The 25,361-nt window shown below is 64.7% G+C and carries 24 protein-coding genes; 13 read left to right on the forward strand and 11 right to left on the reverse strand.

The genetic code is table 11. From position 1 onward, the window contains the following. Positions 1 to 2: 2 nt before the first annotated feature. The 3 genes from CAG00_RS02200 to CAG00_RS02210 form a co-directional block, all read right to left on the reverse strand. Positions 3 to 755: an SDR family oxidoreductase gene (locus CAG00_RS02200; RefSeq protein WP_085663364.1), complete on the reverse strand. Its 753-nt coding sequence runs from the start codon at positions 753 to 755 to the stop codon at positions 3 to 5. Next, positions 752 to 1,174: a nuclear transport factor 2 family protein gene (locus CAG00_RS02205; protein ID WP_085663365.1), complete on the reverse strand. Its 423-nt coding sequence runs from the start codon at positions 1,172 to 1,174 to the stop codon at positions 752 to 754. Before CAG00_RS02205 ends, CAG00_RS02200 begins: the two co-directional genes overlap by 4 nt. Positions 1,175 to 1,276: 102 nt before the next feature. Further along, complete coding sequence (locus CAG00_RS02210) at positions 1,277 to 1,723, reverse strand: PAS domain S-box protein (RefSeq protein ID WP_085663366.1); 447 nt, start codon at positions 1,721 to 1,723, stop codon at positions 1,277 to 1,279. Positions 1,724 to 1,876: 153 nt separating this feature from the next. Here CAG00_RS02210 and CAG00_RS02215 point away from each other — a divergent pair, with 153 nt between their 5' ends. The 4 genes from CAG00_RS02215 (at position 1,877) to CAG00_RS02230 (ending at position 7,471) form a co-directional block, all read left to right on the forward strand. Further along, positions 1,877 to 2,764, forward strand: a complete 888-nt coding sequence (locus tag CAG00_RS02215; RefSeq protein ID WP_075045537.1) for a MerR family transcriptional regulator — start codon at positions 1,877 to 1,879, stop codon at positions 2,762 to 2,764. Between the two features lie 217 nt (positions 2,765 to 2,981). Then, positions 2,982 to 4,166, forward strand: coding sequence for a porin (locus tag CAG00_RS02220; RefSeq protein WP_003257627.1), 1,185 nt, complete (start codon positions 2,982 to 2,984; stop codon positions 4,164 to 4,166). Positions 4,167 to 4,440: 274 nt separating this feature from the next. Then, positions 4,441 to 5,604, forward strand: a complete 1,164-nt coding sequence (gene nosP, locus CAG00_RS02225) for a nitric oxide-sensing protein NosP (RefSeq protein ID WP_025339567.1) — start codon at positions 4,441 to 4,443, stop codon at positions 5,602 to 5,604. Beyond that, entirely contained in the window at positions 5,573 to 7,471 is a 1,899-nt protein-coding gene (locus CAG00_RS02230; RefSeq protein ID WP_085663367.1) for a NahK/ErcS family hybrid sensor histidine kinase/response regulator, read from the forward strand. Before nosP ends, CAG00_RS02230 begins: the two co-directional genes overlap by 32 nt. A 45-nt stretch (positions 7,472 to 7,516) precedes the next feature. On the opposite strand, the gene CAG00_RS02235 is transcribed toward CAG00_RS02230, so the two are convergent. From CAG00_RS02235 to CAG00_RS02265, 6 genes are all read right to left on the reverse strand, one after another. Beyond that, positions 7,517 to 8,182 (reverse strand): response regulator transcription factor, encoded by a 666-nt coding sequence (locus CAG00_RS02235; RefSeq protein WP_013972165.1) that lies wholly within the window; start codon positions 8,180 to 8,182, stop codon positions 7,517 to 7,519. A 57-nt stretch (positions 8,183 to 8,239) separates the two neighbouring features. Beyond that, on the reverse strand, positions 8,240 to 8,800 hold the full coding sequence (locus CAG00_RS02240) for a PQQ-dependent catabolism-associated CXXCW motif protein (RefSeq protein WP_075045534.1): 561 nt from the start codon (positions 8,798 to 8,800) through the stop codon (positions 8,240 to 8,242). A 292-nt stretch (positions 8,801 to 9,092) separates the two neighbouring features. Then, positions 9,093 to 9,884, reverse strand: a complete 792-nt coding sequence (locus tag CAG00_RS02250; protein ID WP_013972167.1) for an ABC transporter permease — start codon at positions 9,882 to 9,884, stop codon at positions 9,093 to 9,095. Beyond that, positions 9,881 to 10,621, reverse strand: coding sequence for an ABC transporter ATP-binding protein (locus CAG00_RS02255; protein ID WP_038409366.1), 741 nt, complete (start codon positions 10,619 to 10,621; stop codon positions 9,881 to 9,883). The genes CAG00_RS02250 and CAG00_RS02255 overlap by 4 nt, the downstream gene beginning before the upstream one ends. Then, positions 10,618 to 11,607 carry a YVTN family beta-propeller repeat protein gene (locus CAG00_RS02260; RefSeq protein ID WP_085663368.1) on the reverse strand — a complete coding sequence of 330 codons (990 nt, stop codon included), beginning with the start codon at positions 11,605 to 11,607 and terminating at the stop codon, positions 10,618 to 10,620. The genes CAG00_RS02255 and CAG00_RS02260 overlap by 4 nt, the downstream gene beginning before the upstream one ends. A 30-nt stretch (positions 11,608 to 11,637) precedes the next feature. Beyond that, positions 11,638 to 12,831, reverse strand: a complete 1,194-nt coding sequence (locus tag CAG00_RS02265; protein ID WP_085663369.1) for an ABC transporter substrate-binding protein — start codon at positions 12,829 to 12,831, stop codon at positions 11,638 to 11,640. A 151-nt stretch (positions 12,832 to 12,982) separates the two neighbouring features. On the opposite strand from CAG00_RS02265, the gene CAG00_RS02270 reads away from it, so the two are divergent. Continuing rightward, positions 12,983 to 14,257, forward strand: coding sequence for a histidine kinase (locus tag CAG00_RS02270; protein ID WP_085663370.1), 1,275 nt, complete (start codon positions 12,983 to 12,985; stop codon positions 14,255 to 14,257). Further along, complete coding sequence (locus CAG00_RS02275; RefSeq protein ID WP_085663371.1) at positions 14,257 to 14,895, forward strand: response regulator transcription factor; 639 nt, start codon at positions 14,257 to 14,259, stop codon at positions 14,893 to 14,895. The genes CAG00_RS02270 and CAG00_RS02275 overlap by 1 nt, the downstream gene beginning before the upstream one ends. A gap of 161 nt (positions 14,896 to 15,056) precedes the next feature. Here the strand turns inward: CAG00_RS02275 and CAG00_RS02285 are convergent, their stop codons facing one another. Together CAG00_RS02285 and exaA are read right to left on the reverse strand one after the other, a co-directional pair. After that, complete coding sequence (locus CAG00_RS02285) at positions 15,057 to 15,716, reverse strand: pentapeptide repeat-containing protein (RefSeq protein ID WP_085663372.1); 660 nt, start codon at positions 15,714 to 15,716, stop codon at positions 15,057 to 15,059. Between the two features lie 79 nt (positions 15,717 to 15,795). Continuing rightward, a complete protein-coding gene (gene exaA, locus CAG00_RS02290) occupies positions 15,796 to 17,691 on the reverse strand; it encodes a quinoprotein ethanol dehydrogenase (RefSeq protein WP_085663373.1) in 1,896 nt (631 codons plus the stop codon). A gap of 254 nt (positions 17,692 to 17,945) precedes the next feature. Here exaA and pedF point away from each other — a divergent pair, with 254 nt between their 5' ends. From pedF to pqqA, 7 genes are all read left to right on the forward strand, one after another. Next, positions 17,946 to 18,407, forward strand: a complete 462-nt coding sequence (gene pedF / locus CAG00_RS02295; RefSeq protein WP_046613884.1) for a cytochrome c-550 PedF — start codon at positions 17,946 to 17,948, stop codon at positions 18,405 to 18,407. A gap of 5 nt (positions 18,408 to 18,412) precedes the next feature. Next, positions 18,413 to 19,288 (forward strand): ABC transporter substrate-binding protein, encoded by an 876-nt coding sequence (locus CAG00_RS02300; protein WP_085663374.1) that lies wholly within the window; start codon positions 18,413 to 18,415, stop codon positions 19,286 to 19,288. Positions 19,289 to 19,481: 193 nt separating this feature from the next. Then, on the forward strand, positions 19,482 to 20,249 hold the full coding sequence (locus CAG00_RS02305; protein ID WP_085663375.1) for a quinoprotein dehydrogenase-associated SoxYZ-like carrier: 768 nt from the start codon (positions 19,482 to 19,484) through the stop codon (positions 20,247 to 20,249). Positions 20,250 to 20,289: 40 nt separating this feature from the next. Continuing rightward, complete coding sequence (locus tag CAG00_RS02310) at positions 20,290 to 21,222, forward strand: quinoprotein relay system zinc metallohydrolase 1 (RefSeq protein WP_085663376.1); 933 nt, start codon at positions 20,290 to 20,292, stop codon at positions 21,220 to 21,222. Positions 21,223 to 21,489: 267 nt separating this feature from the next. After that, positions 21,490 to 23,274, forward strand: a complete 1,785-nt coding sequence (gene pedH / locus CAG00_RS02315) for a PQQ-dependent alcohol dehydrogenase PedH (protein ID WP_025339553.1) — start codon at positions 21,490 to 21,492, stop codon at positions 23,272 to 23,274. A gap of 162 nt (positions 23,275 to 23,436) precedes the next feature. Continuing rightward, on the forward strand, positions 23,437 to 24,957 hold the full coding sequence (locus tag CAG00_RS02320) for an aldehyde dehydrogenase family protein (RefSeq protein WP_025339552.1): 1,521 nt from the start codon (positions 23,437 to 23,439) through the stop codon (positions 24,955 to 24,957). 286 nt (positions 24,958 to 25,243) lie between these two features. Continuing rightward, positions 25,244 to 25,315, forward strand: a complete 72-nt coding sequence (pqqA, locus tag CAG00_RS02325; protein ID WP_003253598.1) for a pyrroloquinoline quinone precursor peptide PqqA — start codon at positions 25,244 to 25,246, stop codon at positions 25,313 to 25,315. The last annotated feature ends 46 nt before the right edge of the window (positions 25,316 to 25,361 follow it).

Genomic DNA, 25,361 nt, shown 5'->3' on the forward strand with positions numbered 1-25,361 from the left:
CATCATTCCTGTTCATGACGGGCAAGGTGTTGCCCTAGCGCCAGGCGCAGGCGTGCGGGCAGTGCGCCTAGCAGTCGCAGTACCAGGGTGAAAAGCTGGGGGAAGTTGATTTCCAGCGGGCGCTCGGGAAGGCGTCTGGCGATATGGCTGGCTGCGCGCTGTGCCGACCATAGCTGGGGCATGGGGAAATCGTTGCGACGGGTCAATGGCGTATCTACAAAGCCAGGGCTGACAAGGGTGACGGCGATGCCCTCGCGGGCCAGGTCGATGCGCTGCGATTCCACCAGGTAGCGCACGGCTGCCTTGGACGCGCCATAGGCACCGGCGCGGGGCAGGGCCAGCCAGGTCACCGAACTGCCCATCACTACCAGGTGAGGGTGCTGACCGGCGCGAAGCAAGGGCAGGGCCGCTGCCAGGCAGTAGCTGACGGCAAGGAAATTGGTACGGACCACGCGCTCGACAAGGGCTGGGTCGAAATGGCCCGGTTCCAGGTACTCGCAGGTGCCTGCATTGAGGATCACCCGGTCCAGCGCTCCCCAGGCCTGCTCGATACGGGTTGCGATCCCGGATACCTGTACAGGGTCGTCGAGGTCGCCGATGGCCAGCAGCACCTGCCCGGGAAAGTGTTCAGCCAACGGCGCGAGACGATCCGCATTGCGTCCGCCCAAGGCAACCTGGTGGCCTTGCTCCAGCAGGCATTGTGCAAGTGCGGCACCGATACCGCTGCTTGCGCCTGTCAGCCAGCAGCGGCTCATGCGACCCTGCCTTTGAGCCATCGAATCGCACGGCCCATGACCGGAACGTGTTCGTAGAGCAGTGCTGCTGCGTCGAAATAATCCTGGTGGAAATGGACCCGTTCATGCCATTGCAGGTAACTGCATCCCTGCAAGGTGATCTGCTCACCACCGGCCAGGCGTGGATGGCGGAACTGCAGGGTCCAGCGCAGGTAACCTTGCCCGGGCGTCACTTCGTCGGCGCTGGAAAAGGCATAGCGGATATCGTGAGCGTTGGCGTACAACTGCGCGAAATAGGCCCGCAGAGCCGGCAGCCCCTGGATCTGATGCAACGGATCGCGAAAGGTGACATCGTCGCTGTACAGCTTTTCAAGGGTGCCGAGGTTGCCCCCGTCGACGCGGCTGAAATGCTCGGCGAATTGCTGCAGATACGCTGACATGCTGGGCTCCAGGAAATCCTGTACAGAAATGGCTTGCTGTACAGGTATAGCTGAAGTCTAAGCGTAAATCTATACAAGTCAACGACCTTGTATAGGTTTTGGTCAGCGCTCCGCCTGGCCCAGTTGCCGGCGCAATTCAGCTACCTCGGCCTCCAGCTCGCGTAGCTTTTCCTCGGCGAAAACCTGCGCTGTAACGTCGCGCTGGATGCCGATGTAGTACGTCAACTGGTCCGCTTCGTTGTGCACGGGCGTGATGGACAACTCGTTCCAGAACAGGCTCCCGTCCTTGCGGTAATTGCGTAGCACCTGGCAGCATGGGAGGCTTCCACGGATTGCCTCGCGGATGCTGTCGAGGCCCGCCTGGTCATGATCTTCGCCCTGCAGAAAACGGCAGTCCTGATACAGGATTTCCTCGGCGCGATAGCCGGTCAGGCGCTCGAAGGCGGGGTTGACGTAGATGAGGATGCTGTCGTCGCCTTCTTGCTCTGCGACGACGATGCCATCGTTGGAATGCTCGACCATCAGTTGCAGGAGTTTCGCGTTGATCATGGGGCCCACCTACAGGCATTTGTATGCGAAGTGCGCAGCCTGGCCTGCGTGCAGAAGGCCTCGGCGCCGTTTGTTGCATGATGAACCAACGAGGCTCGCCGCAGAAGGTGCATATGGGTTTAGAATGTGCCACCCCCCAGATAAACCCTCATCATGACTGACGCCACCCCAGCCGATTTGTTACCCATGCGCGATGTGGTCAGCCTGACCGGCATCAATCCGGTGACCTTGCGGGCCTGGGAGCGGCGCCATGGGTTGATAAGCCCGCAGCGCACCGAGGGCGGCCATCGCCTGTACACGGCCCGGGATGTCCAGCGCATACGCGACATCTTGCACTGGACCGGCAATGGCGTGCCCATCAGCAAGGTAGGCGACATCCTCGCAGGTCAGCCAGATGCGCCGGTGCAGCAGCACTCGGGCTTCGACGACTGGCGCGTCGCCGTGGAGCGCGCCACCCAGGCATTCGATACACAAGCGTTGGAAGCCATCCACGGGCAGTTGTTCACCATCCTGCCCAAGGCCAGCGTGCTGCGCCAGGTGCTGATGCCGGTCTGGCATGGCCTGGCTTCAGGCATTGCGCCGGGCCAGCGTAGCCAATGGCTGTTTCTGGACATGTTCCTGCGCGCCCGCCTGCTGCTGCGTCTGCAGATGAACCAGGCCGATGCGCCGCGCGTGCTGCTGGCAGGCACCGAGGGGCAAGCCGAACTGCAGGTATTGTGTACCGGGCTGTTGTTGAGCGGCGAACAGCAACGCATCGAAGTACTCGGGTGCGGGCAGCCGCTGGAAGAAATCCCCATGCTATGTGCGGCGATGCAGCCTGCGGCACTGGTGATCAAGGTTCAGGTGCCGGTGGACCCTGCCTTGGCCAGGCGCCTGCGTTCGCTGCAAATGCAGATCGCTTGTCCGCTGGCCTTGATTGGCGAGGGGCTGGCCGATTCGCCACCCGCCTGGCAAGGCCTGCCGTTGTGTCTGCTGGACGAGCAACGGGCTGATGCCTCAAGCACGCTAGGCGCGTTGCTCAGTGGTGCCCTGGACCTTTGACCGGGGCTCGCTCCAGTCTGCCGTATTGATCCTCGCCTGCTCCTGTGGGTTACGCCAGAAGTCTTGCCTCTGGGTGTAACCCGGTCCTGGGCCGGAATCATCACGCCCCGCGCGCAGGCCCAAAGCACCTGGCAGCCCCCTCCAAGGCAGCGTTTCTGGCTGTTTGCCAGCTTCTGATAATCGCCTCCGACATCCCGTCCCCGTTTCGGAGCGCGCCATGTACAACAATAAGAATCTGTCCCCACGCTTGTTGGCGGCTGTTACCGTCAGCCTCTCGACCCTTTGCCTGAGCAGCCTCGCCCAGGCCGAGATCATGCTGTACGACAAGGACCAGACGACGTTTTCCACCGACGGCTATATCAACGCCTTCTACGTCAACAGCGATGTCGACCGGCAGGGCGAGCAGTTCGATCGCCGCCAGTCACGGGTGAAAATGGGCTTTCTGCCCAATTACCTGGGCTTCAACATGGGCAAGCAGGTGGATGACCTGAAGCTCGGCGCGCGTGCCTCGTTCTGGGTGACCATCAACGACAGCGAAACCAACGGCACCGACACCGCCATCGATGTGCGCCAGTTCTACGGCACCGTGGCCAACCCCGAGTGGGGTGAGGTGCTGATTGGCAAGGACTTCGGGCTGTTCGCCCGTTCCAATATCCTGCTCGACGAACTGCTGGCCGGTTATGGCCAGGTCAGTGACACCCTGGGGCTGGTGGACGGCGGCGGGGTATCGTTCGGCAACATCGGTAGCGGTTACCCGTACCCGTTCCCCACCTCGCAGATCACCTACCGCACGCCAGTGATGGACGGCCTGCGGGTGGCGGTGGGCATCATGGACCCGGTGGACACCAACGACAGCAGCCCGACCGGCAAGGCCTATCAGGAAAACCCGCGTACCGAAAGCGAGATCACCTACCAGTTCGACCTGGGTGGGGCGCAGATCTACAGCTGGCTCAACGGCAGCTACCAGACCTCCGACAACACCGACCCGGCGGTGCAGTCGGTCACCTCCAAAGGTGTCGGCTACGGTGTGCAGGCGAAGATGGGGGGGCTGTCGCTGACCGGCTCGGGGTTCCAGGCCAAGGGCATCAACCCGTTCTTCACCAACAACGCTGGCGAGCCGACCTTGCGCAATGTCGACAGCGATGGCTACCTGCTGCAGGGCTCCTACAAGGTCGGCAAGAACCGGGTGGCGCTGTCCTATGGCAAGACCAAGGACGATGGCAACGGCGCGGTGGGCAGTGGTGCGGATTACGAGACCCGCGGCGTGGCGCTGTTCCATGACGTCAACGACAACCTCAAGCTGGTTGCCGAGTACAACCAGTTTTCCATCGACGGCCATGAAACCAGTGACCAGAACGAAGACACCGATACCTTTGCGGTGGGGGCGGTGCTCACCTGGTAGCCCTCGGCCTCGGCTCAAGATTGCTGGGGCTGCTGTGCAGCCCTTTCGCGACGCAAGGCCGCTCCCACAATGTCCGCGCAGGGTTCGTGAATTGGGCTTGCGCGGTCGATGTGGGAGCGGCCTTGCGTCGCGAAAGGGCCGCGCAGCGGCCCCGGCAATCTTCAGGAAAAGCTATTACAACCATGGAACCGCCCACCCGCTACCCAAGTAGCATTCGTCGTCGATGATCGCCTTCGTACACTCACCACTCAGCCACCCCGCGCCGGAGACCACGATGCAGCAGGCTCACAACGACGGTGTGGTCAGCGCCATGTCCCAGGCAACCGACGCCCGGCAGGCAGCCCAGGAGCTGGCGGCGCAGTTGCTGCACCCGCACCTGGGCTTCGTGCTGTTCTTCTGCTCCGCCGAATACGACCTGCAAGCCTTGGGCGAAGCCCTGGAGCAGGGTTTTGGCGGCATCCGCCTGGTCGGTTGCACCAGCGCCGGCGAAATCACCCCGCTGGGCTACGGTCGCAATTGCATAACGGCAGTCGGGTTCGATCATCGGCACTTTTCCATCGCCACCGAACTGATCGATGAAATGGAGCGCTTCAGCCTGATCGACGCCCAGCAGATGGTCGAGCGCCTGGTCGGCACTTGCCGCAGCAACACCCTGGCGCCGATCAAGGGCCACAGCTTTGCCCTGACCCTGCTCGACGGCCTGTCCAGCCGCGAGGAAATGGTGCTCGCCGCCCTCAGTGCGGCCCTGGGCGATATCCCGCATTTCGGCGGTTCGGCCGGCGACGACAACTACCTGACCCGTACCCACGTGTATTTCGGCGGCGCGTTCCACCACGGCGCCGCGGTGGTGGTGCTGGTCAATACCTGGCTCGACTTCGAAGTGTTCACCACCCACCACATCCTGCCGCGTCAGGAAAAGCTGGTGGTCACCGGTGCCGACAGTGCCCAGCGCCGGGTCTTCGAACTGAATGCCGAGCCTGCTGCCGAGGAATACGCCCGGCACATCGGCGTGCCAGTGGCCGAGCTTGATCATCAAGTGTTCGCCGCCCATCCGCTGGCCGTGCGCATCCATGACCAGTATTACGTGCGGGCGATCCAGCAAGTGCACCCGGACCTGAGCCTGAGTTTCTACTGCGCGGTGGAGAACGGCATCGTGCTCACCGCCATGACCCCGGGCCCGCTGTTGCCGAACCTGCACCAGTTGTTCGACGGCTTGCAGCAGCGCCTCGGCCCGCTGCTGCTGACCATCGGTTGCGATTGCTTCCTGCGGCGGCTGGAGCTGGAAGCCCGGCACGGCCTGGAGCCGATCGGCGCGTTCCTGCGCGAGCAGCGGGTGATCGGCTTCAACACCTACGGAGAACAGTTCAATGGCATGCACATCAACCAGACCTTCACCGGGGTCGCCATTGCCCGCAACCGGCCTCCTGTCGGTCGCTGAACTGCAGGCCGAGGTTGCCCGGCTGCAGCACCAGAACCACAAGCTGCAGCGTATCAACGGCGCACTGATCGAGCGTATCGAGTCTGGCGTCACGCGTGGCAACGACCCTTATGCCGCGTTCCAGCATTCGGTGGTGCTGGCCGAGCAGGTGCGCGAACGCACCGAAGCGCTGAACCAGGCCATGGCCGAGCTCAAGGCCGTCAACCACCTGCTCAGCGAGGCCCGGCAGCGTGCCGAGACGGCACACCAGCACCAGATTCGCCTGATCACCGACCATGTGCCGGCGCTGATCGCCTACCTGAATGCCGACCTGGTCTACGAATTCACCAACAAGGTCTATGAAGAATGGTACTGCTGGCCTCGCGGCGTGATGCTGGGCCAGAGCCTGCGCGAGGCCCACAGCGAGCAGCATTACCAGCGCCTGGAGGCCTACGTGGCGCGGGCGCTGGCGGGGGAGAGCGTAACCTTCGAGTTTGCCGAAACCAACATCAACGGCCAGGAACGCTACATGCTGCGCTCCTACGTGCCGAACCGCCTGGCCAATGGCGAAGTGGTGGGCATCTTCGTATTGATCCGCGACATCACCGAGCGGCGCAATACCGCGCAGGCGCTGCACCAGGCGTATCAGCATCTGGAGCAACGGGTACGCGAGCGCACTGCCGAGCTGACCAGCCTGAACGAACAGTTGCTGCGCGAAATCGAGGAGCGCAGCCGGGTGGAATCGCGCCTGCGCGAGGCCAAGCGCGAGGCCGAGCAGGCCAACCTGTCGAAAACCAAGTTCCTTGCCGCCGTCAGCCATGACCTGCTGCAGCCACTGAACGCGGCGCGGCTGTTCACCAGTGCCTTGCTCGAACACCGCGAGCCACACAACAGTGCTCACCTGGTGCGTAATGTCAGCAACTCGCTGGAGGATGTGGAGAACCTGCTAGGTACCCTGGTGGATATTTCCAAGCTCGATGCCGGCGTGATCAAGGCCGATGTCGCCCCGTTCGCCCTGCGCGAACTGATGGACAACCTCGCTGCCGAATACGCCCAGGTGGCGCGCAGCGAAGGGCTTGAGCTGCATTTCGTGGGCTGTTCCGCCGTGGTGCGCAGTGACATTCAGCTGCTGGCGCGGATCCTGCGCAACCTGCTCAGCAATGCCATTCGCTACACCCGCAGCGGCCGCGTGGTGCTGGGCTGCCGGCGCCAGCGTGGCGGCTTGCGGATCGAGGTATGGGACAGCGGGATCGGTATCGCCGAAGAGCACCTGGAAGAAATGTTCCAGGAGTTCAGGCGCGGCGATGTGCAGCGCCCGGACCAGGACCGTGGCTTGGGCCTGGGGCTGGCGATCGTGGAAAAGATCGCCGGCATCCTCGGCCACCGGATTCGGGTGCGGTCATGGCTTGGCAAAGGCTCGGTGTTCGCGGTCGAAGTGCCGCTGAGCGCCACCGCGCCAAAGGCCCAGCCGAGCCTGGCGATCAGCGAACCGATGCTCGAGCGCCTGCGCGGGGCGCGGGTGTGGGTGCTGGATAACGATGCGGCGATTTGCGCCGGCATGCGCACCCTGCTGGAGGGGTGGGGTTGCCGGGTGGTCACCGCGCTGTCGGAGGAGGACCTGGCGCGCCAGGTGGACAACTACCATGCCGAGGCCGACCTGCTGATCGCCGACTACCACCTGGACAACGACTGCAATGGCGTCGACGCCGTGGCGCGAATCAATGCCCGCCGCGCCCAGCCCTTGCCGGCGATGATGATCACCGCCAACTACAGCAACGAGCTCAAGCAACAGATCCGCGAGCTGGGCCACACCCTGATGCACAAGCCGGTGCGGCCGATGAAGCTGAAGGCGGCGATGAGCCATTTGCTCGGCAGAAGCGTGGTATAGCCGCCGGCCTCTTCGCGGGCAAGCCCGCGAAGAGGCCGGAACAGGTCAACGCCGCAGGTAATCACCAAAATCGATATCACCGGCACTGAGGATGGCCTGCACCCGGTTGTGCACGTTGAGTTTGCGCAGGATCGCCGAAACATGGGCCTTGACCGTGGTCTCGGCGATATCCAGGGTGTAGGCGATCTGCTTGTTCGACTCGCCCTTGGTCATGCGCTCGAGCACCAGCAGCTGCTTGCGGGTCAGGGCCTGGAGCATCTCCGGCGGGAAGCTCGGGGCATCGTTCAGGCGCCGGCTGGTGCTGCTTTTCTGGGCACGGATGATGTCGGGCGGCAGGTAGACGTTGCCATTGAGGATCTGCTCGATCGCCTCGATCATCTGTGAGCGGGGCGAGGACTTGGTGATGAAACCCACCGCACCATAAGTGATGGCCTGCAGCACGATCTGCTTTTCCTGCTCGGCCGAGACGATCACCACCGGCGTGGTCGGTGCCTCGTTGCGCAGGGTGATCAGGCCATTGAGGCCATGCATGCCGGGCATGTTCAGGTCGAGCAGGATCAGGTCGAGGTCGTCGTGCTCGTGGGTCAGCGCCAGGGCGCTGTCCAGGTCGGCAGTTTCCATGACTTCGCTGCCCTGGAAGCCATCGCTGATAACGTTGTGGATAGCTTCGCGAAACAGGGGGTGATCGTCGGCAATCAGAATTTTGTACATGGCCTTTTCACCTCGTTTTTATTGGATGGAGCGGGCACGCGTTTGCAGGCGATGAATTCAGGGGAAGGGTTCTGGCTGCGCCGGTTGCAGCGGCAGGTTGGCCTGCTGCCAGGCGTCCAGGCCGTCGCGGTACCAATACAGATTCTTATAGCCCAGGGCTTTCGCGCGTTTTACCGCGTTCCAGCTTAACCAGCAATCGGAGCGGCAGTAAAAGACCAGCGGTTGCTCCGTGCGCCCGGCGGTGGCTTGTTGCAGGTTGCGCACGAAGTAATCGTGCCACGCCGGGCTCAGCTCACCGTCGCCGGTGTTGGCCAGCCAGCGGCTGCCGGGGATGTTGGCGTGGGGTTCATCTTCGATGAAGCGGCCTTGCAGCCATTGGCGGCGGTAGACGTCGATCAGTACCGGCCTTGGGGTGTGCCCCAGCAGGGCTTGCAGGGTGGCAGTGTCGATGACCTGGCCGCCCTCGACCTGTTGTGGGGTCGGGCTGCGGTAGAGGGTGGTGCGATAGCCGTCGGCGGAGAATAGCGGCGTGGTGTCGGCCTGGGCGATGCCCAGCGTCAGGCTCAGGGAAAGCGCCGCCAGCAATGGGCGTGGCAGCCGGGGCAGGGCACGTGGCATGGGGTTTGTCCTTTTTGTTATAGGCCCATTACATGCCAGTGGCGGTGCATTGTGAATGCGACGATCAGACAGCAAAGGCAGTACCAAAGTAGTAGAAAGCCGGGCGCCTCTGGCCTGATCCTGCCCAATATCTGAATGCATGCGCGATCCCTGTGGGAGCGGGTTTACCCGCGAACACCGGCGAAGCCGGTGCCATGCACCGCGTCGTCTTCTTCGCGGGTAAACCCGCTCCCACACGGACCGTGTTCCTTCAACGGGTTCGGCGAAGGGTCCGGAGGGAGACAGCTGCCAATCAGCGCGGCTTGCGCAGCGCCGCATGCTGGGGGTTGAAGGTAAGGATCGCCAGCAGGGTGAACAGCACGGTCAGCCCCAGGCATACCGCCAGCGCCAGCGGGTTGAAGCGCTCATACAAGGCAAAGCGCACCAGCTCCACGGCATGGGTGAACGGGTTCACTGCACACAGCCAGTACAGCCACTGGCTGGCCTCGCGCATCTTCCACAACGGGTACAGCGCCGAGGACAGGAAGAACAGCGGGAATATCACGAAGTTCATCACCCCGGCGAAGTTCTCCAGCTGGCGAATCGCATTCGACAGCAACAGCCCCAGGGCGCTGAGCATCAGCGCCACCAGCAACAACGCCGGCAGCGCCAGCAACAGGCCCGCAGCCGGTGGCTGCACGCCATACAACCAGGCAATGGCAAGGAAGGCGTACACCTGCAGCAGGGAGATCAACGAGGTTGCCAGCAGCTTGCTGCCGAGCAGGAAGGGCCGCGGCAACGGGCTGGTCAGCAACACGCGCATGCTGCCCATCTCCCGGTCATAGACCATCGACAGCGAGCCCTGCATGCCGTTGAACAGCAGGATCATGCAGGCAAGGCCCGGGATGATGTACACCTCGTAGGGGATGTAGGTGTCGTAGGGCTCGATGATCGCAATGCCCAGGGCCGCGCGAAAGCCGGCGGCGAACACCAGCAGCCACAGCAGCGGGCGCACCAGGGCGCTGAGAAAACGGGTGCGCTGCAGGACGAAACGCAGGCATTCGCGCAGGAGAATGCCGTTGAAGCACTGCCAGTAAGCGTTCATCGGGCATTGGCTCCTGTGGGGGCGCTGGTCAGGCGGGCAAAGGCATGGTCGAGGTCACCGCCGTGCTCCAGGCTCAGGGCGTCGGCCGTGCCGCTGGCCACCAGGCGCCCTTGATGCAGGATCAGCAGGTCATCGCTGGGCTGCACTTCGTCCAGCAGATGGGTGGTCCACAGCACACTGAGGCGCTGCTCGCGGCACAGCAGCCGCAGGTGCTGGTTGAGCGCCAGGCGGCTGGCCGGGTCAAGGCCGACGCTGGCCTCGTCGAGCAACAGCAAACGCGGTTCATGCAGCAGCGCGCGGGCAATCTCCACCCGGCGTCGATGGCCGATGTTCAGCGCCCGGACCGGCTCACGCCGCCGTTCATCGAGGCCCTGGCGGGCCAGTTCGGCATCGACCCGAATATTGCCCTGGCGCCGCGACAGGCCATGCAGCGAGGCGTGGTAGCGCAGGTTCTGCTCCACGCTCAGGTCAAGGTCCAGGGTGCTTTGCTGGAACACCACGCCCAGCTGGCGCAAGGCCGGGCGTGTGGCGTTGCGCAGCGAGCAGCCGCACACGCGGATGTCGCCATGCTGCAGGTCGTACAACCGGGTGAGCAGGGCGATCAGGGTCGACTTGCCGGCGCCGTTGGGGCCCAGCAAGGCGGCGAAACGCCCGGGCGCCAGGCTGAAGCCGACCTGCCTGAGCGCCTCGCGCTGGCCGTAGGCAAAGCTCACGTCACTGACTTCGAGGGTATTCATGGCGTCACCACCACGCCCCAGGGGTAGCGGCCGACCTTCACCGACTTGAGCACCTTGAGGCTTTTTGCATCGATCACCGAAACGTCGCCGCTGACCCCGTTGGTGGCCAGCAACTGGCTCTGGTCCGGGGTGAACGCCAATTGCCAGACCCGCCGGCCCACCAGCAGGTAGTCGAGTACTTCATAGGTCTTGGCATCGACCACCGCCACATGGTTGGCCGGGCCCAGGGCGACGAACGCGTACTTGCCATCGGCGCTGAGCTTGATGCCTACCGGCTGGACCTTGTCCGGGTGCACGCCCTTGATCTGGAAATTCAGGGTTTTCAGCACCTGGCGGCTGGCCACGTCGAGGATGGTCACCGTGCCGCCGATTTCTGCCGAGGCCCACAGCCGCGAGCCGTCCTGGCTGAACTCGACGAAGCGTGGCCGCTGGTCCACCGGGGTGCTGTCCGCCAGGGTCTGGGTGCTGGTATCGATCCAGTGCAGCATGTTGGTGGTTTCGCTAGTGTTGACCGCCCACTTGCCATCCGGGCTCACCGCCATGCCTTCGGGCTCGATGCCGACGTCGATCTGCCCGAGCACTTTGTCGGTCTGGGTGTCGATCACCGTCACCAGCGCGTCGTCCTCGTTGGACACGTACAACCAGCGGTCGTTGGGGTGCAGGGCGAACTGCTCGGGGTCCTTGCCGGAGGGCAGCTCCTTGATGATCTTGCGGGTGGCCACGTCCATCACCTGCACACGGTCCGAATCGCTGGCGCAGATGTACAGCAGCGTGTTGTCGTGGGACAGCAGCAGGCCGCGCGGGCGCTGGCCCACTGGCAGGGTCTCGGTGACTTGCAGGGTGTGCATGTCGATCAGGCTGAGGCTGTTGTCCTTCTCGTTCGACACCCAGGCGGTGGCGGCCACGGCATGCCCGCCGGCAAGCGCCAGGGCGCCCGACAGCAGGCTGGGGTAAAGCAGTGCCCGGTGAAACGGGGAGCGGCGCATGGCGAAATCCTTTTTGTTGTGGTTATCGGGTCAGGGGTAGCCGCAGGTCACTTCGGGCTTGTCGTACCCCAGGCTGTCCATTTCGTTGAACGGGTGCAGGAAGCCCTCCTGCGGCGAGGTGCTGACCAGGGCCCGCGGCTGCACCAGCGGGATTGGCTGGCGCAGCTCGCCGTTCCACGGGCGGTAGCTGAGCTTGCGGCCCTTGAAACCGTCCAGTGGCAACTGCTCGCTGAGCAGCAGTTGCTGCAGGGCGCGGGGGTCGGCCTGGCGCAGTTTGCTCACTGCGCTGGCGACGCTGCGCACGGCCATCCAGGCGGCGAAGTCGCGGTCGTTCATCCAGCGCCCGGCCTGGGCTTCGAAGCGCTTTTGCAACTGCGCCGCGCCGAAGGTTTCCACGGTCTTGTGCCAGCCGGTGGGGGTCAGGCCCTGGGTGCCGGCTACCGGGCGCGGGTACCAGGTCTGGTAGGGCAGGTACTCGCCGAAGTCGCCGCGCTCGTCGGCCACCAGCACCACGTCGTACTCGGCGGTTTGGGTGAACAGCGGCATGTCGGCCTGGGCGCTGCGGCGCTGGTCGTTGTCGAATGTCCAGGCTTTCTCCGCGACCAGCTGCATGCCAAAGCGCTTCATGGACCGGCGCAGGGCCGCCGCGTAGTCGCGGTCGTCGTCGGTCTGGCCGACGATCAACAGCGCTCGCTGCCATTTGCGCAGTACCAGGAATTGCGCCAGGGCATCGGCCAGCATGGCGCGGCTGGGCAGGCTGTGCAGCACATTGCCCAGGCACTGGCTGCTGCGCAGGCTGTCGTCCGGGCTGCCGGCGTTGAACAACAGGCTGTCGGGCAGGGCGGCAGACAGCGCGCGCAGGCTGGCGGCGGGGGCATTAACCACGAACAGCCGCAGGCCCTGGTCATGCTGGGCCTTGGCGGCTTGCAGCAGGGCTTCGGGGCTGTCGACGCTGGCATTGGCCAGGTGGAATTCCTGCTTGAGAAAACGCCCGCTGCTGTTGCTGTCGACAATCGCCAGTTCGGCGCCCTGCAGCCCGGCATCGGTGGGCTCGGGAAGGATGTTGGACAGCAGCGGGCCGGGATCGGGGCGATAGCCGAGGTAGCCGATGCGCACCTGCAACGGTTCTGCGGCCTGGGCCTGCACAGCGGGCGCCGGGCTCGCAGAAAGCGTCGCGGCCAGGGCCAGCAGGCAGGTCAAGGCAAGGTGGGCAGGCTGGCGCATAAGGCAACTCCACGGCAGATGGCGCCAGCATAGGAAGCCCGCCGGGAGGGGGAAATATGCAGAAAGTAGCGCTCGGCCGGTACCAAGGTAGTAATTCACCACACGGGCCCGGGTTTTACGATGAGCCGCAGCCCCTGGAGGAGAATTGCCCATGCGCCTTGTCAACCTGTCGGCCCTGTGGCGAATCAACCTCTGGGTCACCTGTTGCTTCGCGCTGGTGACGCTGGCCTGTGCCGGGGTGCTGCTGCGCCAGGCGGTGGCTGATGTGGAGCGGGAGTTGCAATCGGCGCAAGCCGTGGTGGCGTACCTCGGGGACACCGCCGAACGCGCCCCGCAGAGCCTGCAACCACGGCTGACGCAAAGCCTGCGCCATGTGCGGGTGCACTGGCTGGCGGCGGATGAACCTGCTCGGCTGCCGCAAGAAACCGGCCTGGATGCCTGGCTGGGCCGCCAGCTGCTTGGCCAGCGCCATGACAGCAGCCGGCTGCTGGAGCTGGGTGACGGCCGCCGGGTAATGATCGCCGTGGATGCGCGGGATGAAATCGACGAGGTCCGCGACTCCCTGCAGCAGCTGTTGGTCCTGTGCGGCCTGGCGTTGTTGCTGAGCTTGTTGACCATCCGCTGGGCGGTGCGGCGGGGCATGGGCTTGCTGGACGATCTGCTGCAGGCCTTGCGCCAGGTCTCGGGTGGGCAATTGACCGCACGCCTGAATGAGGCCGGCCTGCCGGAGGCGCGCCAGCTGGCCGAGCATTTCAACCGCATGACCGCGTCTCTGCAGCAGGCCCGTGCCGACAATACCCAACTCACCCAGGCCCTGCTGGCGGTGCAGGAGCAGGAGCGCACCCAGCTGGCGCAGACGCTGCACGACGACCTCGGGCAATACCTGGCGGGTATTCGGGCCCAGCTCTGCCTGCTGCGCATGGTCGCCGACCAGCCCGCCGTGGTGGCGCAGACGACACGTACCCTGGAGCTTGATTGCGAACGCCTGCAGCAAGGTTTCCGCGCCCTGGTACACGACCTGTACCCGCTGGCGCTGCAGCACATGCCGCTGGCCGAAGCCTTTGGCCTGCTGGTGAGCCAATGGCAGGCTAGCCAGGGTATCGATTGCCGCCTGCGGGTCGGCGAGCAGCTGCCGGCGCTGCCCGGGCCGAGCAGGACGCATCTGTATCGCTTGCTGCAGGAGGCATTGACCAACGTCGCCCGGCACGCCGGCGCCAGCCAGGTGCGGGTGCGCCTGCAACGCAGCGCCAAGGGCTTGCGCCTGCTGGTTCGCGACAACGGTTGCGGTGCCAGCGAGCCCCAGCGCCCCGGGGTAGGCCTGCACTCGATGGCCGAGCGCGCCCGCAGCCTCGGCGGTGAACTGCGCATCCTCAGCCGCCCGGGTGCCGGCTGGGCGCTGGACCTGAACATTCCCATGGAGGTGTGATGAATATCGTGTTGGTCGATGACCACGCCGTGGTCCGCCAGGGCTATGCCAGCCTGTTGCGGGCAGTGCTGCCGACAGTACAGGTGCGTGAGGCTGCCAGTGGCGAAGAGGCGCTGGCCCGGGTTCAGGAGCAGGTGCCCAACCTGGTGATCATGGACTTCGGCCTGCCAGGCATCAGCGGCCTGGAAACCACCCGGCGCCTGCGTCAGCGCCTGCCGCAATTGCGGGTGCTGTTCTTCAGCATGCATGACGAACTGCCGCTGGTGCGCCAGGCGCTGGATGCCGGTGCCTCGGGCTACCTGACCAAGAACTCGGCGCCCGAAGTGCTGATCGAGGCGGTGCAGCGGGTGTTGGCCGGGCATGCCTATATCGAACAGCCCCTGGCCACCCAGCTGGCCTGCACCTCACAGCAGAATGCCAGCGACCCGCGCTTGCAGCGCATGACCCAGCGTGAGCTGGAGATTTTCATGATGCTGGCCAAGGGCACACCGGTGCGGGGGATTGCCGAGCAGCTGTGCATCAGCGCCAAGACCGTGTCCAACCACCTGACCTTGCTCAAGAGCAAGTTGCAGGTCAGTTCCCATGCCGAGCTGGTGCATCTGGGGATTGATCTGGGGGTGGTGCGGGTGGCGGGGTGAGGTTTCTTTGAAGGCCAACATATGACTAATGGATTTAGCAGTGACTCTGTGGGAGCGGGTTCACCCGCGAATGAGGCGACTCGGTATATGGCACCGGCTTCGCCGGTGTTCGCGGGTGAACCCGCTCCCACAGGGGAACAATGTGCCCAAGCACGCTTTGCTCAATTGTCCCAGGTGTCGGGGCACCCCTCGCACCCCTCCATGTTGGCCTCCTGAAAATTCCCGTAATGCTGCCGCGCCCCGCGCAAGTCGGCGCGGGCCAGGTTGCTCTGGCCAAACTTGGCCTCCTGCAGGTTGGCATCGCCAAGGTCGGCCTCTTGCAGGTCAGCCTTGCTCAGCCAGGCCATTTCCAGGTCCGCCGCGCGCAGGTTGGCCTGCTGCATCTTTGCCCCTGACAACCTGGCGAACTGCAGGTAGGCCGCGCTGAGGTCGGCCTTGGCAAATTGCGCACCCTGGGCAAACAGGCCCCAGCCCTGAATGGCCACGAGCCGGCCATGGCTCAGGTCGGCAAGGCGCAGGTTGCTCTGCTGCAGGCTGGCGCGCGTCAGGTTGGCGCCTTGCAGGCTGGCCTTTTCCAGGTTGGCCAGGTCCAGCCGGGCATGGCGCAGGTCGGCATTGCGCAGGTCGGCGCCGGCCAGGTTCATCTTGCGCAGGTCCTGGTTGGCCAGGTTGGCGCCCCGCAGGTCGGCCCCCGGGCACTGGCTGGCTTCGGCAATCACGCAGCCGTTGATGATCAGGGGGGGATCGTTGCCAGCGTCGTCGGCATTCTCGGCCATGGCAGGGGCCAGCACGATCAGCAAGGCAAGTGGCAAGTAGTTCATGGCGAAAGGCTCTCAATGTGAAGTCGGGTATGCACCCTGGGGCCGCAAAGCGGCCCCAGTGATACGTCAACTCATGCAGTCAACGCTGTGCAGTCTTGTTGTCCCAGCTGGGGATCTTGAACACCCAGAACGAACCACCCTGGGCCACCGGTTTGGTCAGTTCTGCCATGTCACCGCCCCACAGCGGCACCGCACCGCCGTAGCCCACGGTCACGCCGATGTACTGCTCGCCGTCCTGTTCCCAGGTGATCGGCGGCGAGACGATGCCGCTGCCGGTCTGGAACTTCCACAGCTCCTTGCCCGTCTTGGCGTCGAAGGCCTTGAAGAAGCCGTCGCCGGTGCCGGTGAACACCAGGTTGCCCTTGGTCGCCAGCACGCCGGCCCACAGCGGCAACTGCTCCTTGTGCTCCCACACCAGCTTGCCGGTGCTCGGGTCCATGGCGCGCAGGGTGCCGACGTGGTCGTCATACATGCGCTTGATGCGGAAGCCCATGCCCAGGTAGGCCGAGCCCTTCTTGTAGTTCACTTCCTCGGTCCAGTACTCCTCCTTCCACTGGTTGCCAGGGATGTAGAACAGGCCGGTGTCCTGGCTGTAGGCCATGGGGTTCCAGTTCTTGCCGCCAAGGAAGGGTGGCGAGACCTCCACCGGCTTGCCCTTGGTTTCTCCCGGCAGCGGTTTGGCCGGGCGCTGCCCGGGGTTTTCCACCGGGCGCCCGGTCTTGAGGTCGATGTGGCTGGCCCAGGTGATGTTGTCGACGAAGGGGAAGGCGTTCTGCAGTTTGCCGTTGCTGCGGTCCACCACATAGAAGAAGCCGTTGCGGTCGGCGTGGCCGGTGGCCTTGACCAGCTTGCCGTCCTTGCCCTTGTAGTCGAACAGCACCAGTTCGTTGTTGCCGGAGAAATCCCAGGCATCGTTGGGCGTGTGCTGGTAGAACCACTTCACCTCACCGGTGCTCGGGTCGACGCCGACCTGCCCTGAGGTATACAGGCTGTCGTAGTCATGCGGGTTGCCGCCTTTCGAGGTGCGCGCCCAGGTGTTCCAGGGGCCAGGGTTGCCGGCGCCGACAATGATGGTGTTGGTCTCGGGGTCGAAGCTGGCGCTTTGCCAAGGCGCGCCGCCGCCGTGGCTCCAGGCTTCGACCTTGCCGGTTTCGGTGGTGGGGTCGTCCGGCCAGGACGGTGCCTTGACGTCACCGGTCGGCGTGCTGTCCTTGCCGTTCAGGCGGCCCATGTGGCCCTCGACGAAGGGCCGCATCCACACCTCTTCGCCGGTGTCCGGGTCGCGGGCGAACAGTTGGCCGACCACGCCGAATTCATCGCCGGAGCTGCCGTGGATCAGCAGTACCTTGCCGCTGGTCTTGTCCTTGATCAGCACCGGGGCGCCGGTCATGGTGTAGCCGGCGGCGTGGTCGCCGAACTTCTTGTTCCACACCACTTTGCCGGTGCGCTTGTCGAGGGCGATGACCCGCGCGTCGAGGGTGCCGAAGTAGATCTTGTCGCCGTAGATCGCCGCGCCACGGTTGACCACATCGCAGCAGGGGCGAATGTTGTCCGGCAGGCGGTGGTTGTAGGTCCACAGGCGCTTGCCGGTTTTCGCATCGAGGGCGAACACCCGCGAATAGGAGCCGGTGACGTAGACCACACCGTCACTGACGATGGCCTGGGATTCCTGACCGCGCTGCTTTTCGTCGCCGAAGGAATAGGACCAGGCCGGGGTCAGCTTGAACACGTTCTGGTCATTGACCTGGGCCAGCGGGCTCCAGCGCTGGGCGTTGGTGCCCATGCCGTACTGCAGCACGTCCTGGGTGGTCAGGTGGTCGTTGGCGATGTCTTCCCAGGTCACGTTCTTGCCGGCAGGTGCGGCTGGGGCGGTGGCGGCGGTGGCCGCGTTGCTCAGGGCCAGGCTACCGGCCAGCAGCAAGGCCCGCACGCTCAGGGCCAGAGGGGAAAGGGCGGGTAGCGTTCTTGTTGTCATGGTTGCAGTTCCCAGTGGAGGTTTTGGCCTGCACAGGGTGGGACGGGGCGGGCGTCGCCGGATACGGAAAATGTCCCGCCCTTGCCGGGAATAGTTCCCGCAGGGCACCTCATTTGGCCCTTCGCCACAAGCCCTACTACCAAGGGAGTAAGGCGCGGCCACCAAAGCAGCATTCGGCCGCTTGCGGGCTGTTTCTAAGATGGCGACACGGCCTCTGTGGTTGAGGCCTTGCGTGCAATCGTGAGGGCATAAAAATGACAACAAAACGCAACGTCTTGCTGGCTGCCGGGCTGCTTGCCAGTGCAGTGCTGACCGGCACGGCCTGGGCACATGGCAATGTGGTGCCCCAGGCCGTGGAAACCCAGGGCCTGACCCCGATCAAGGACGCTGGCGTGACCCTGGACGGCGATGGCTGGGCGGCGGTCAACCCGTACCGCAGCTCTCCCGAGCACGACAAGGCCGTGGAAATCGGTGCCTCGGCCTACAACCAGAACTGTGCCGCCTGCCATGGCCTTGAGGCCAAGTCCGGGGGCATCGCCCCGGATTTGCGCATGCTCGATGCCGGCGAGGCGGGGGATGAATGGTTCGTCGAGCGTGTACGCCATGGTGCGGTCCGCGACGGCCGGGTGTACATGCCGAAAATGGCCGACTACCTGAGCCAGGAGGCCCTGTGGGCGGTGCGCACCTACCTGGACAGCGTGCACGTCGAGGAGTGACGGCCATGCGTCTGTTGGCGGTGCTGTTGAGCGGCCTGCTGCTGTGTTGCGCGGCGGCGCAGGCGCAGGTGCGCAGCTACGACGCGATCATCGCCGCTGGCGAACTGAAGGTGGCGGTGTACAAGGACTTTGCGCCCTACAGCTTCGAGGACCACGGCCAGCCGCGCGGTGTCGACGTGGAACTGGCGCAGGCCCTGGCCACGGCGTTGGGGGTGCGCTTGCAGCTGATCTGGGCGCCACCTGGCGAGAAGCTCGACGACGATCTGCGCGACTACATCTGGCGTGGCAGCCCGCTGCGCCACCAGCAGCTGGCCGACCTGATGATGCGGGTGCCGTACGACCATGCCTACGCGCAGCGGCGCAACGAGGTGGGCGAGCTGGAAAACGCCCAGGTGGTCATGTTCGGCCCCTATCAGGAGGAGCGCTGGCAGGTCGCCTACGATCGCCGCCGCCTGGCCTCGGTGGCCAGCGTCGCGGTGTTCCAGCAGCACCCGATCGGGGTCGAGGTGGATAGCGTGCCGTCGTTCTATCTGACTTCTGTGTTCAACGGCATGCTCAGCGCCAGGACCCATCATTACCCCAATGTGCAGCAGGCCTTCGGTGCCATGCAGGCCGGCCAGGTGGATGCGGTGATGGCGATGCGCGGCGAGGTTGACTGGCAACTGCACCAGGCCGCCGACCCGCAACTGGCCCTGGCGGAAAACGCCTACCCGAACCTTGGCAAGCAGGCCTGGGAGATCGGCATGGCGGTGCATGAAAGCAACCGGCAGCTGGCCTATGCGCTGGAGGAAGCGCTTGAGGCGTTGATTCGTGATGGGCGGATGAAGGCGATTTATGCCGGTTACGGCCTGCGTTACCAGGTGCCGGAAATGTATCAGTAACAAGCTTCGCAGGCTTGTGGGTTTCTAAAGGCAACACATCCCCCTGTGGGAGCGGGTTCATCGAGGCGTCGAACCGCCGCGAACACCGGCGAAGCCGGTGCCATACACCGCGTCGCATTCTTCGCGGGTGAACCCGCTCCCACAGGGACCGCGCAAAGTCAGTGAGAGCCGTGTTGATTAATGGGAGTGGGCGATGAACTGGCGAGCAACTTTGCTGCTGGCCTGCTGGATGCCCTGGGCCGCACAGGCCCAGGCCAGCGAGCCGAGTAACCACAAGGACCCGGTGCCGTCGGTGATGTGGGACTTCTACCACAAGCAGCTGCTGGGCCAGGCCGCGTTCGTGTTCGATGACCGGGTCAAGCTGCTGGCGCCGCCGTTTGCCGAGGACGCCCGCCAGGTGCCGCTGGAGATCGACGCCCGGGCGTTCAGCGGCGAGGTGGTGCGGATTCTCGCCTGGGCCGAACTCAACCCGCTGCCGCGCATTGTCGACTTCCAGCCCGGCGAGCGCGTGCTGCCCTGGTTGTCGATCCGCATCCGCATCGAGCAGGCCACACCGCTGCGCGCTGCGGTGCTGACGCGCGACGGCCTGTGGCACGTCGGCTCGGCCCTGATCGATGCCGCTGGCGGCGGTTGTACCGCGCCCAGTGTGGTACGTACCCAGCCCGGCTGGGAGGAGCACCTCGGTGAAGTCCTGGGCGGGCGCTACCCGCGCGGCGACAGCAGCCGCTTGCGCCTGCAGGTGGCCCACCCGATGGACAACGGCCTGGTCAGCGGCATTCCCGAATTCTTCCTCAACCATGCCGAGCTGCAAGGCGCGGACGGCCAGCGCCTGGCCAGCCTGGAACTGTACCCGGCGGTCAGCGAAAACCCCAACCTGGGCTTCGACATCCAGGGCCCTGGGCCGACCCGGTTGGTGTTGCAGGACAACAGCGGCAACCAGTTCGAGGCGGCAGTGCCCTGAACGCCTTGCCCGACTCCATCCCTGATCAGAGGCGCCCGTCATGCGTTGCATTCTGCTGTTGCTGCTGTGCCTGGGCCTGCCGGCCTGGGCAGACCTGGACTATCGGCTCAAGCCCCGGCAGATCGCCGAGAGCACCTGGCTGCTGGAGGGCAGCACCGACAATTTCGCCAAGGACAACGGCGGCAATATCGTCAACACCGCGTTCATCGTCACCGACAGCGGGGTGGTGGTGATCGACAGCGGGCCGTCGAAACGCTACGGCGAAGCCTTGCGCCAGGCCATTGCCGCCACCACCGACAAGCCGGTGGTCGAAGTGCTGCTGACCCATCATCACCCCGACCATGTGCTGGGCAACCAGGCCTTTGCCGATGTGCCCATCGGCGCCCTGGCCGGTACCGGCAAGCTGTTGCGCCAGCAGGGCGAGGCCATGGCCGAGAACATGTACCGCCTGGTCGGCGACTGGATGCGCGGTACCGAGGTGGTGCTGCCGACCCGGGTGCTGGCGCCGGGTATTCACGAGGTGGGTGGGCACCGCCTGCGGCTGCTGGCGCTGGGCGGGCATACCGGTGCCGACCTGGCGATTCTGGATGAAAACACCGGCGTGCTGTTCGCCGGCGACCTGGTGTTCCACGAGCGCGCGCTGACCACGCCCAACACCCCTGGTCTGGAGGTGTGGCTGAAGGACCTGGACACCTTGCAAGCGCTGCCCTGGAAGCAGCTGGTACCCGGTCACGGCCCGCTGGCCAGCGATGCCCGGCCGTTTGCGCAGATGCGTGACTATCTGGGCTGGCTGGATGGGTTGATGCGTGACGGCGCGGCGCGTGGCGATGACATGGCCGAGATGATCCGCAGCCCGATACCCGAGCGGTTTGCCGGTATCAGCCTGACCCGATACGAGCTGATTCGCAGTGTCAGCCACCTGTACCCCCGCTACGAACGCCAGCAGCTGCGGCGCGTGGACAGCAAGGGCTGACACGGTCCCTGTAGGAGCGGCCTTGTGTCGCGAAAGGGCTGCAAGGTAGCTCCGGCAATTTTAGTCATGGGCACAAATCCTGAGGCCGCTTCGCGCCCCTTTCGCGACACAAGGCCGCTCCTACAGGGAACCGCGTAGGTTCACTGATACCAAGGAACTAGAAAACTCCGCACTGCGGGCAATTGTTGGCAAGCAGGTCGGGACCAAGAATTCCCGACACACCGGGAAGTTTTCCCGGATACAACAAAAAAACCAAAGGTAGCCGTCATGACCCGATCCACACGTCGTCCCGTGTTCGCCTTGAGCCTGGTGCTCAGCGCCATGCTGCTTGCCGGTGCAGCCCACGCCGCTGTCAGCAATGAAGAAATTCTCCAGGACCCGAAGAACCCGCAGCAGATCGTGACCAATGGCCTGGGCGTGCAGGGCCAGCGCTACAGCCCGCTGAACCTGCTCAATACCGACAACGTCAAGGACCTGCGGCCGGTCTGGGCGTTTTCCTTCGGTGGTGAGAAGCAGCGCGGCCAGCAGGCCCAGCCGCTGGTCAAGGACGGGGTGATGTACCTGACCGGCTCCTACTCGCGGGTGTTCGCCGTGGACGCCCGTACCGGCAAGAAGCTGTGGCAATACGATGCGCGCCTGCCCGATGACATCCGCCCGTGCTGCGACGTGATCAACCGCGGCGTGGCGCTGTACGGCAACCTGGTGTTCTTCGGCACCCTCGATGCCAAGCTGGTGGCGCTGAACAAGGACACTGGCAAGGTGGTATGGAGCAAGAAGGTGGCCGACCACAAGGAAGGCTACTCCATCAGCGCCGCGCCAATGATCGTCAACGGCAAGCTGATCACCGGCGTTGCCGGCGGCGAGTTTGGCGTGGTGGGCAAGATCCAGGCCTACAACCCGGAAAACGGCGAGCTGCTGTGGATGCGCCCGACCGTGGAAGGGCACATGGGCTACGTGTACAAGGACGGCAAGGCGATCGAAAACGGCATTTCCGGCGGCGAGGCAGGCAAGACCTGGCCCGGCGACCTGTGGAAGACCGGCGGTGCGGCACCTTGGCTGGGCGGCTACTACGACCCGGAAACCAACCTGATCCTGTTCGGCACCGGCAACCCGGCACCGTGGAACTCGCACCTGCGCCCGGGCGACAACCTGTATTCCTCGTCGCGCCTGGCCCTGAACCCCGACGATGGCACCATCAAGTGGCACTTCCAGAGCACGCCGCACGACGGCTGGGACTTCGACGGCGTCAACGAGCTGATCTCGTTCAACTACAAGGACGGCGGCAAGGAGGTCAAGGCCGCCGCCACCGCTGACCGCAACGGCTTCTTCTACGTGCTGGACCGCACCAACGGCAAGTTCATCCGCGGCTTCCCCTTCGTCGACAAGATCACCTGGGCCACCGGCCTGGACAAGGACGGCCGGCCGATCTACAACGAGGCCAGCCGGCCGGGGGCGCCGGGTAGCGAGGCCAAGGGCAGCTCGGTGTTCGTGGCGCCGGCGTTCCTCGGTGCCAAGAACTGGATGCCGATGGCCTACAACAAGGACACCGGGCTGTTCTACGTGCCGTCCAACGAGTGGGGCATGGACATCTGGAACGAAGGCATCGCCTACAAGAAGGGCGCGGCGTTCCTTGGCGCCGGCTTCACCATCAAGCCGCTCAACGAAGACTACATCGGCGTGCTGCGCGCCATCGACCCGGTCAGCGGCAAGGAAGTGTGGCGCCACAAGAACTTCGCGCCGCTGTGGGGCGGGGTGCTGACCACCAAGGGCAACCTGGTGTTCACCGGCACGCCGGAAGGCTTCCTGCAGGCGTTCAACGCCAAGACCGGCGACAAGGTCTGGGAGTTCCAGACCGGCTCCGGCGTGCTCGGCTCGCCAGTGACCTGGGAAATGGACGGCGAACAGTACGTTTCGGTGGTTTCCGGCTGGGGCGGCGCGGTGCCGCTGTGGGGCGGCGAAGTGGCCAAGCGGGTCAAGGACTTCAACCAGGGCGGCATGCTCTGGACCTTCAAGCTGCCCAAGCAGCTGCAAACGGCAAGCGCCAGTCGCTAAGCCGATAACCCGCCGCTTGCTGCAGCAGACCCTGCGGCAGGCGGCCCTACTACCAAATGACGAGAGCCCCGCTGCCAACGATGCATTCGCCCGGCAGGCGGGGCTTTTTACCATCGGCCCATCGCCTGTCGCCGGACAGGCATCGACCCGCAGAGGCTCAGCATGATCTACGCACAACCCGGAACCCCAGGCGCCATCGTGTCCTTCAAGCCACGCTACGGCAACTTCATCAACGGTGAATTCGTGCCGCCGCTGGGCGGCCAGTACTTCACCAACAGCTCGCCGGTCAACGGCCAGCCGATTGCCGAGTTCCCGCGCTCCGGCGCCCAGGACATCGAGCAGGCCCTGGACGCCGCGCATGCCGCTGCCGAGGCCTGGGGCAAGACCTCGGTGCAGGACCGCGCCCTGGTGCTGCTGAAGATTGCCGACCGCATCGAACAGAACCTCGAAGTACTGGCCGTTACCGAAAGCTGGGACAACGGCAAGGCCGTGCGCGAAACCCTCAACGCCGACGTGCCGCTGGCGGCGGACCACTTCCGCTATTTCGCCGGCTGCATCCGTGCCCAGGAAGGCGGCGCCGCCGAGATCAACGAAGGTACCGTGGCCTACCATATCCACGAGCCGCTGGGCGTGGTCGGGCAAATCATCCCGTGGAACTTCCCGCTGCTGATGGCCGCCTGGAAGCTCGCCCCGGCCCTGGCCGCCGGCAACTGCGTGGTGCTCAAGCCGGCGGAGCAGACGCCACTGTCGATCACCATTTTCGCCGAGCTGATCGCCGACCTGCTGCCGGCAGGCGTGCTGAACATCGTCCAGGGCTTTGGCCGCGAAGCCGGCGAAGCCCTGGCCACCAGCAAGCGCATCGCCAAGATCGCCTTCACCGGTTCCACCCCGGTGGGCTCGCACATCATGAAGTGCGCGGCCGAGAACATCATCCCGTCCACCGTCGAACTGGGCGGCAAGTCGCCGAACATCTTCTTCGAAGACATCATGCAGGCCGAGCCCGCGTTCATCGAAAAGGCAGCCGAAGGCCTGGTGCTGGCGTTCTTCAACCAGGGCGAAGTGTGCACCTGCCCGTCGCGGGCGCTGATCCAGGAGTCGATCTACGAGCCGTTCATGGCCGAGGTGATGAAAAAGATCGCCAGGATTACCCGTGGCAACCCGCTGGACACCGCGACCATGGTCGGTGCCCAGGCATCGGAGCAGCAATACGACAAGATCCTTTCCTACCTGCAGGTTGCCCGGGAGGAGGGCGCGCAGCTGCTCACCGGTGGCGCTGCCGAACGGCTCGACGGCGACCTGGCCAGCGGTTACTACATCCAGCCGACCCTGCTCAAGGGCAACAACAAGATGCGCGTGTTCCAGGAGGAGATCTTCGGCCCGGTGGTGGGCGTGACCACCTTCAAGGACGAAGCCGAAGCCCTGGCGATCGCCAACGACAGCGAGTTTGGCCTGGGCGCGGGGCTGTGGACCCGTGACATCAACCGTGCCTACCGCATGGGCCGTGGGATCAAGGCCGGGCGCGTGTGGACCAACTGCTACCACCTGTACCCGGCGCATGCCGCGTTCGGTGGCTACAAGAAGTCCGGGGTGGGCCGCGAGACGCACAAGATGATGCTCGATCACTACCAGCAGACCAAGAACCTGCTGGTGAGCTACGACATCAACCCGTTGGGCTTCTTCTAAACCAAGGATCAGCTTGACGCGATCAGCTGTAGGAGCGGCCTTGCGTCGCGAAAGGGCTGCAAGGCAGCCCCAGGTTTTCGGCCATGTGGCACAGATTGCTGGGGCCGCCATGCGGCCCTTTCGCGACGCAAGGCCGCTCCTACAGGTATCGCGCAAGCTTTTGGGTTTTTTGCTCCCCCTACCAACGCACCCCGCAAACCTGTCCCAAAGTAGCATTCGGCCCCGCCGCCGCCCGTGCATTAATGCCTCTACCGGAATCGCCCGGCACCAAGAAGAGGAATGCCCCATGTGGACTAAACCCGCCTTTACCGACCTGCGCATCGGCTTCGAAGTGACGATGTACTTCGCCAATCGTTGATGCCTGTCCGGCCATCACCGCGATGGCCGGGTCTTCACTGAGCAAA

This window comes from Pseudomonas sp. B5(2017) (genome assembly GCF_002112825.1).
GTDB classification, from domain to species: Bacteria; Pseudomonadota; Gammaproteobacteria; order Pseudomonadales; family Pseudomonadaceae; genus Aquipseudomonas; species Aquipseudomonas putida_Z.

What these genes read in the sequence shown, in the direction of transcription:
- CAG00_RS02200 (WP_085663364.1), bottom strand. Translation starts at nt 755, where the DNA reads ATGAGCCGCTGCTGGCTGACAGGCGCAAGCAGCGGTATCGGTGCCGCA.
- CAG00_RS02205 (WP_085663365.1), bottom strand. Translation starts at nt 1,174, where the DNA reads ATGTCAGCGTATCTGCAGCAATTCGCCGAGCATTTCAGCCGCGTCGAC.
- CAG00_RS02210 (WP_085663366.1), bottom strand. Translation starts at nt 1,723, where the DNA reads ATGATCAACGCGAAACTCCTGCAACTGATGGTCGAGCATTCCAACGAT.
- CAG00_RS02215 (WP_075045537.1), top strand. Translation starts at nt 1,877, where the DNA reads ATGACTGACGCCACCCCAGCCGATTTGTTACCCATGCGCGATGTGGTC.
- CAG00_RS02220 (WP_003257627.1), top strand. Translation starts at nt 2,982, where the DNA reads ATGTACAACAATAAGAATCTGTCCCCACGCTTGTTGGCGGCTGTTACC.
- nosP (WP_025339567.1), top strand. Translation starts at nt 4,441, where the DNA reads ATGCAGCAGGCTCACAACGACGGTGTGGTCAGCGCCATGTCCCAGGCA.
- CAG00_RS02235 (WP_013972165.1), bottom strand. Translation starts at nt 8,182, where the DNA reads ATGTACAAAATTCTGATTGCCGACGATCACCCCCTGTTTCGCGAAGCT.
- CAG00_RS02240 (WP_075045534.1), bottom strand. Translation starts at nt 8,800, where the DNA reads ATGCCACGTGCCCTGCCCCGGCTGCCACGCCCATTGCTGGCGGCGCTT.
- CAG00_RS02250 (WP_013972167.1), bottom strand. Translation starts at nt 9,884, where the DNA reads ATGAACGCTTACTGGCAGTGCTTCAACGGCATTCTCCTGCGCGAATGC.
- CAG00_RS02255 (WP_038409366.1), bottom strand. Translation starts at nt 10,621, where the DNA reads ATGAATACCCTCGAAGTCAGTGACGTGAGCTTTGCCTACGGCCAGCGC.
- CAG00_RS02260 (WP_085663368.1), bottom strand. Translation starts at nt 11,607, where the DNA reads ATGCGCCGCTCCCCGTTTCACCGGGCACTGCTTTACCCCAGCCTGCTG.
- CAG00_RS02265 (WP_085663369.1), bottom strand. Translation starts at nt 12,831, where the DNA reads ATGCGCCAGCCTGCCCACCTTGCCTTGACCTGCCTGCTGGCCCTGGCC.
- CAG00_RS02270 (WP_085663370.1), top strand. Translation starts at nt 12,983, where the DNA reads ATGCGCCTTGTCAACCTGTCGGCCCTGTGGCGAATCAACCTCTGGGTC.
- CAG00_RS02275 (WP_085663371.1), top strand. Translation starts at nt 14,257, where the DNA reads ATGAATATCGTGTTGGTCGATGACCACGCCGTGGTCCGCCAGGGCTAT.
- CAG00_RS02285 (WP_085663372.1), bottom strand. Translation starts at nt 15,716, where the DNA reads ATGAACTACTTGCCACTTGCCTTGCTGATCGTGCTGGCCCCTGCCATG.
- exaA (WP_085663373.1), bottom strand. Translation starts at nt 17,691, where the DNA reads ATGACAACAAGAACGCTACCCGCCCTTTCCCCTCTGGCCCTGAGCGTG.
- pedF (WP_046613884.1), top strand. Translation starts at nt 17,946, where the DNA reads ATGACAACAAAACGCAACGTCTTGCTGGCTGCCGGGCTGCTTGCCAGT.
- CAG00_RS02300 (WP_085663374.1), top strand. Translation starts at nt 18,413, where the DNA reads ATGCGTCTGTTGGCGGTGCTGTTGAGCGGCCTGCTGCTGTGTTGCGCG.
- CAG00_RS02305 (WP_085663375.1), top strand. Translation starts at nt 19,482, where the DNA reads ATGAACTGGCGAGCAACTTTGCTGCTGGCCTGCTGGATGCCCTGGGCC.
- CAG00_RS02310 (WP_085663376.1), top strand. Translation starts at nt 20,290, where the DNA reads ATGCGTTGCATTCTGCTGTTGCTGCTGTGCCTGGGCCTGCCGGCCTGG.
- pedH (WP_025339553.1), top strand. Translation starts at nt 21,490, where the DNA reads ATGACCCGATCCACACGTCGTCCCGTGTTCGCCTTGAGCCTGGTGCTC.
- CAG00_RS02320 (WP_025339552.1), top strand. Translation starts at nt 23,437, where the DNA reads ATGATCTACGCACAACCCGGAACCCCAGGCGCCATCGTGTCCTTCAAG.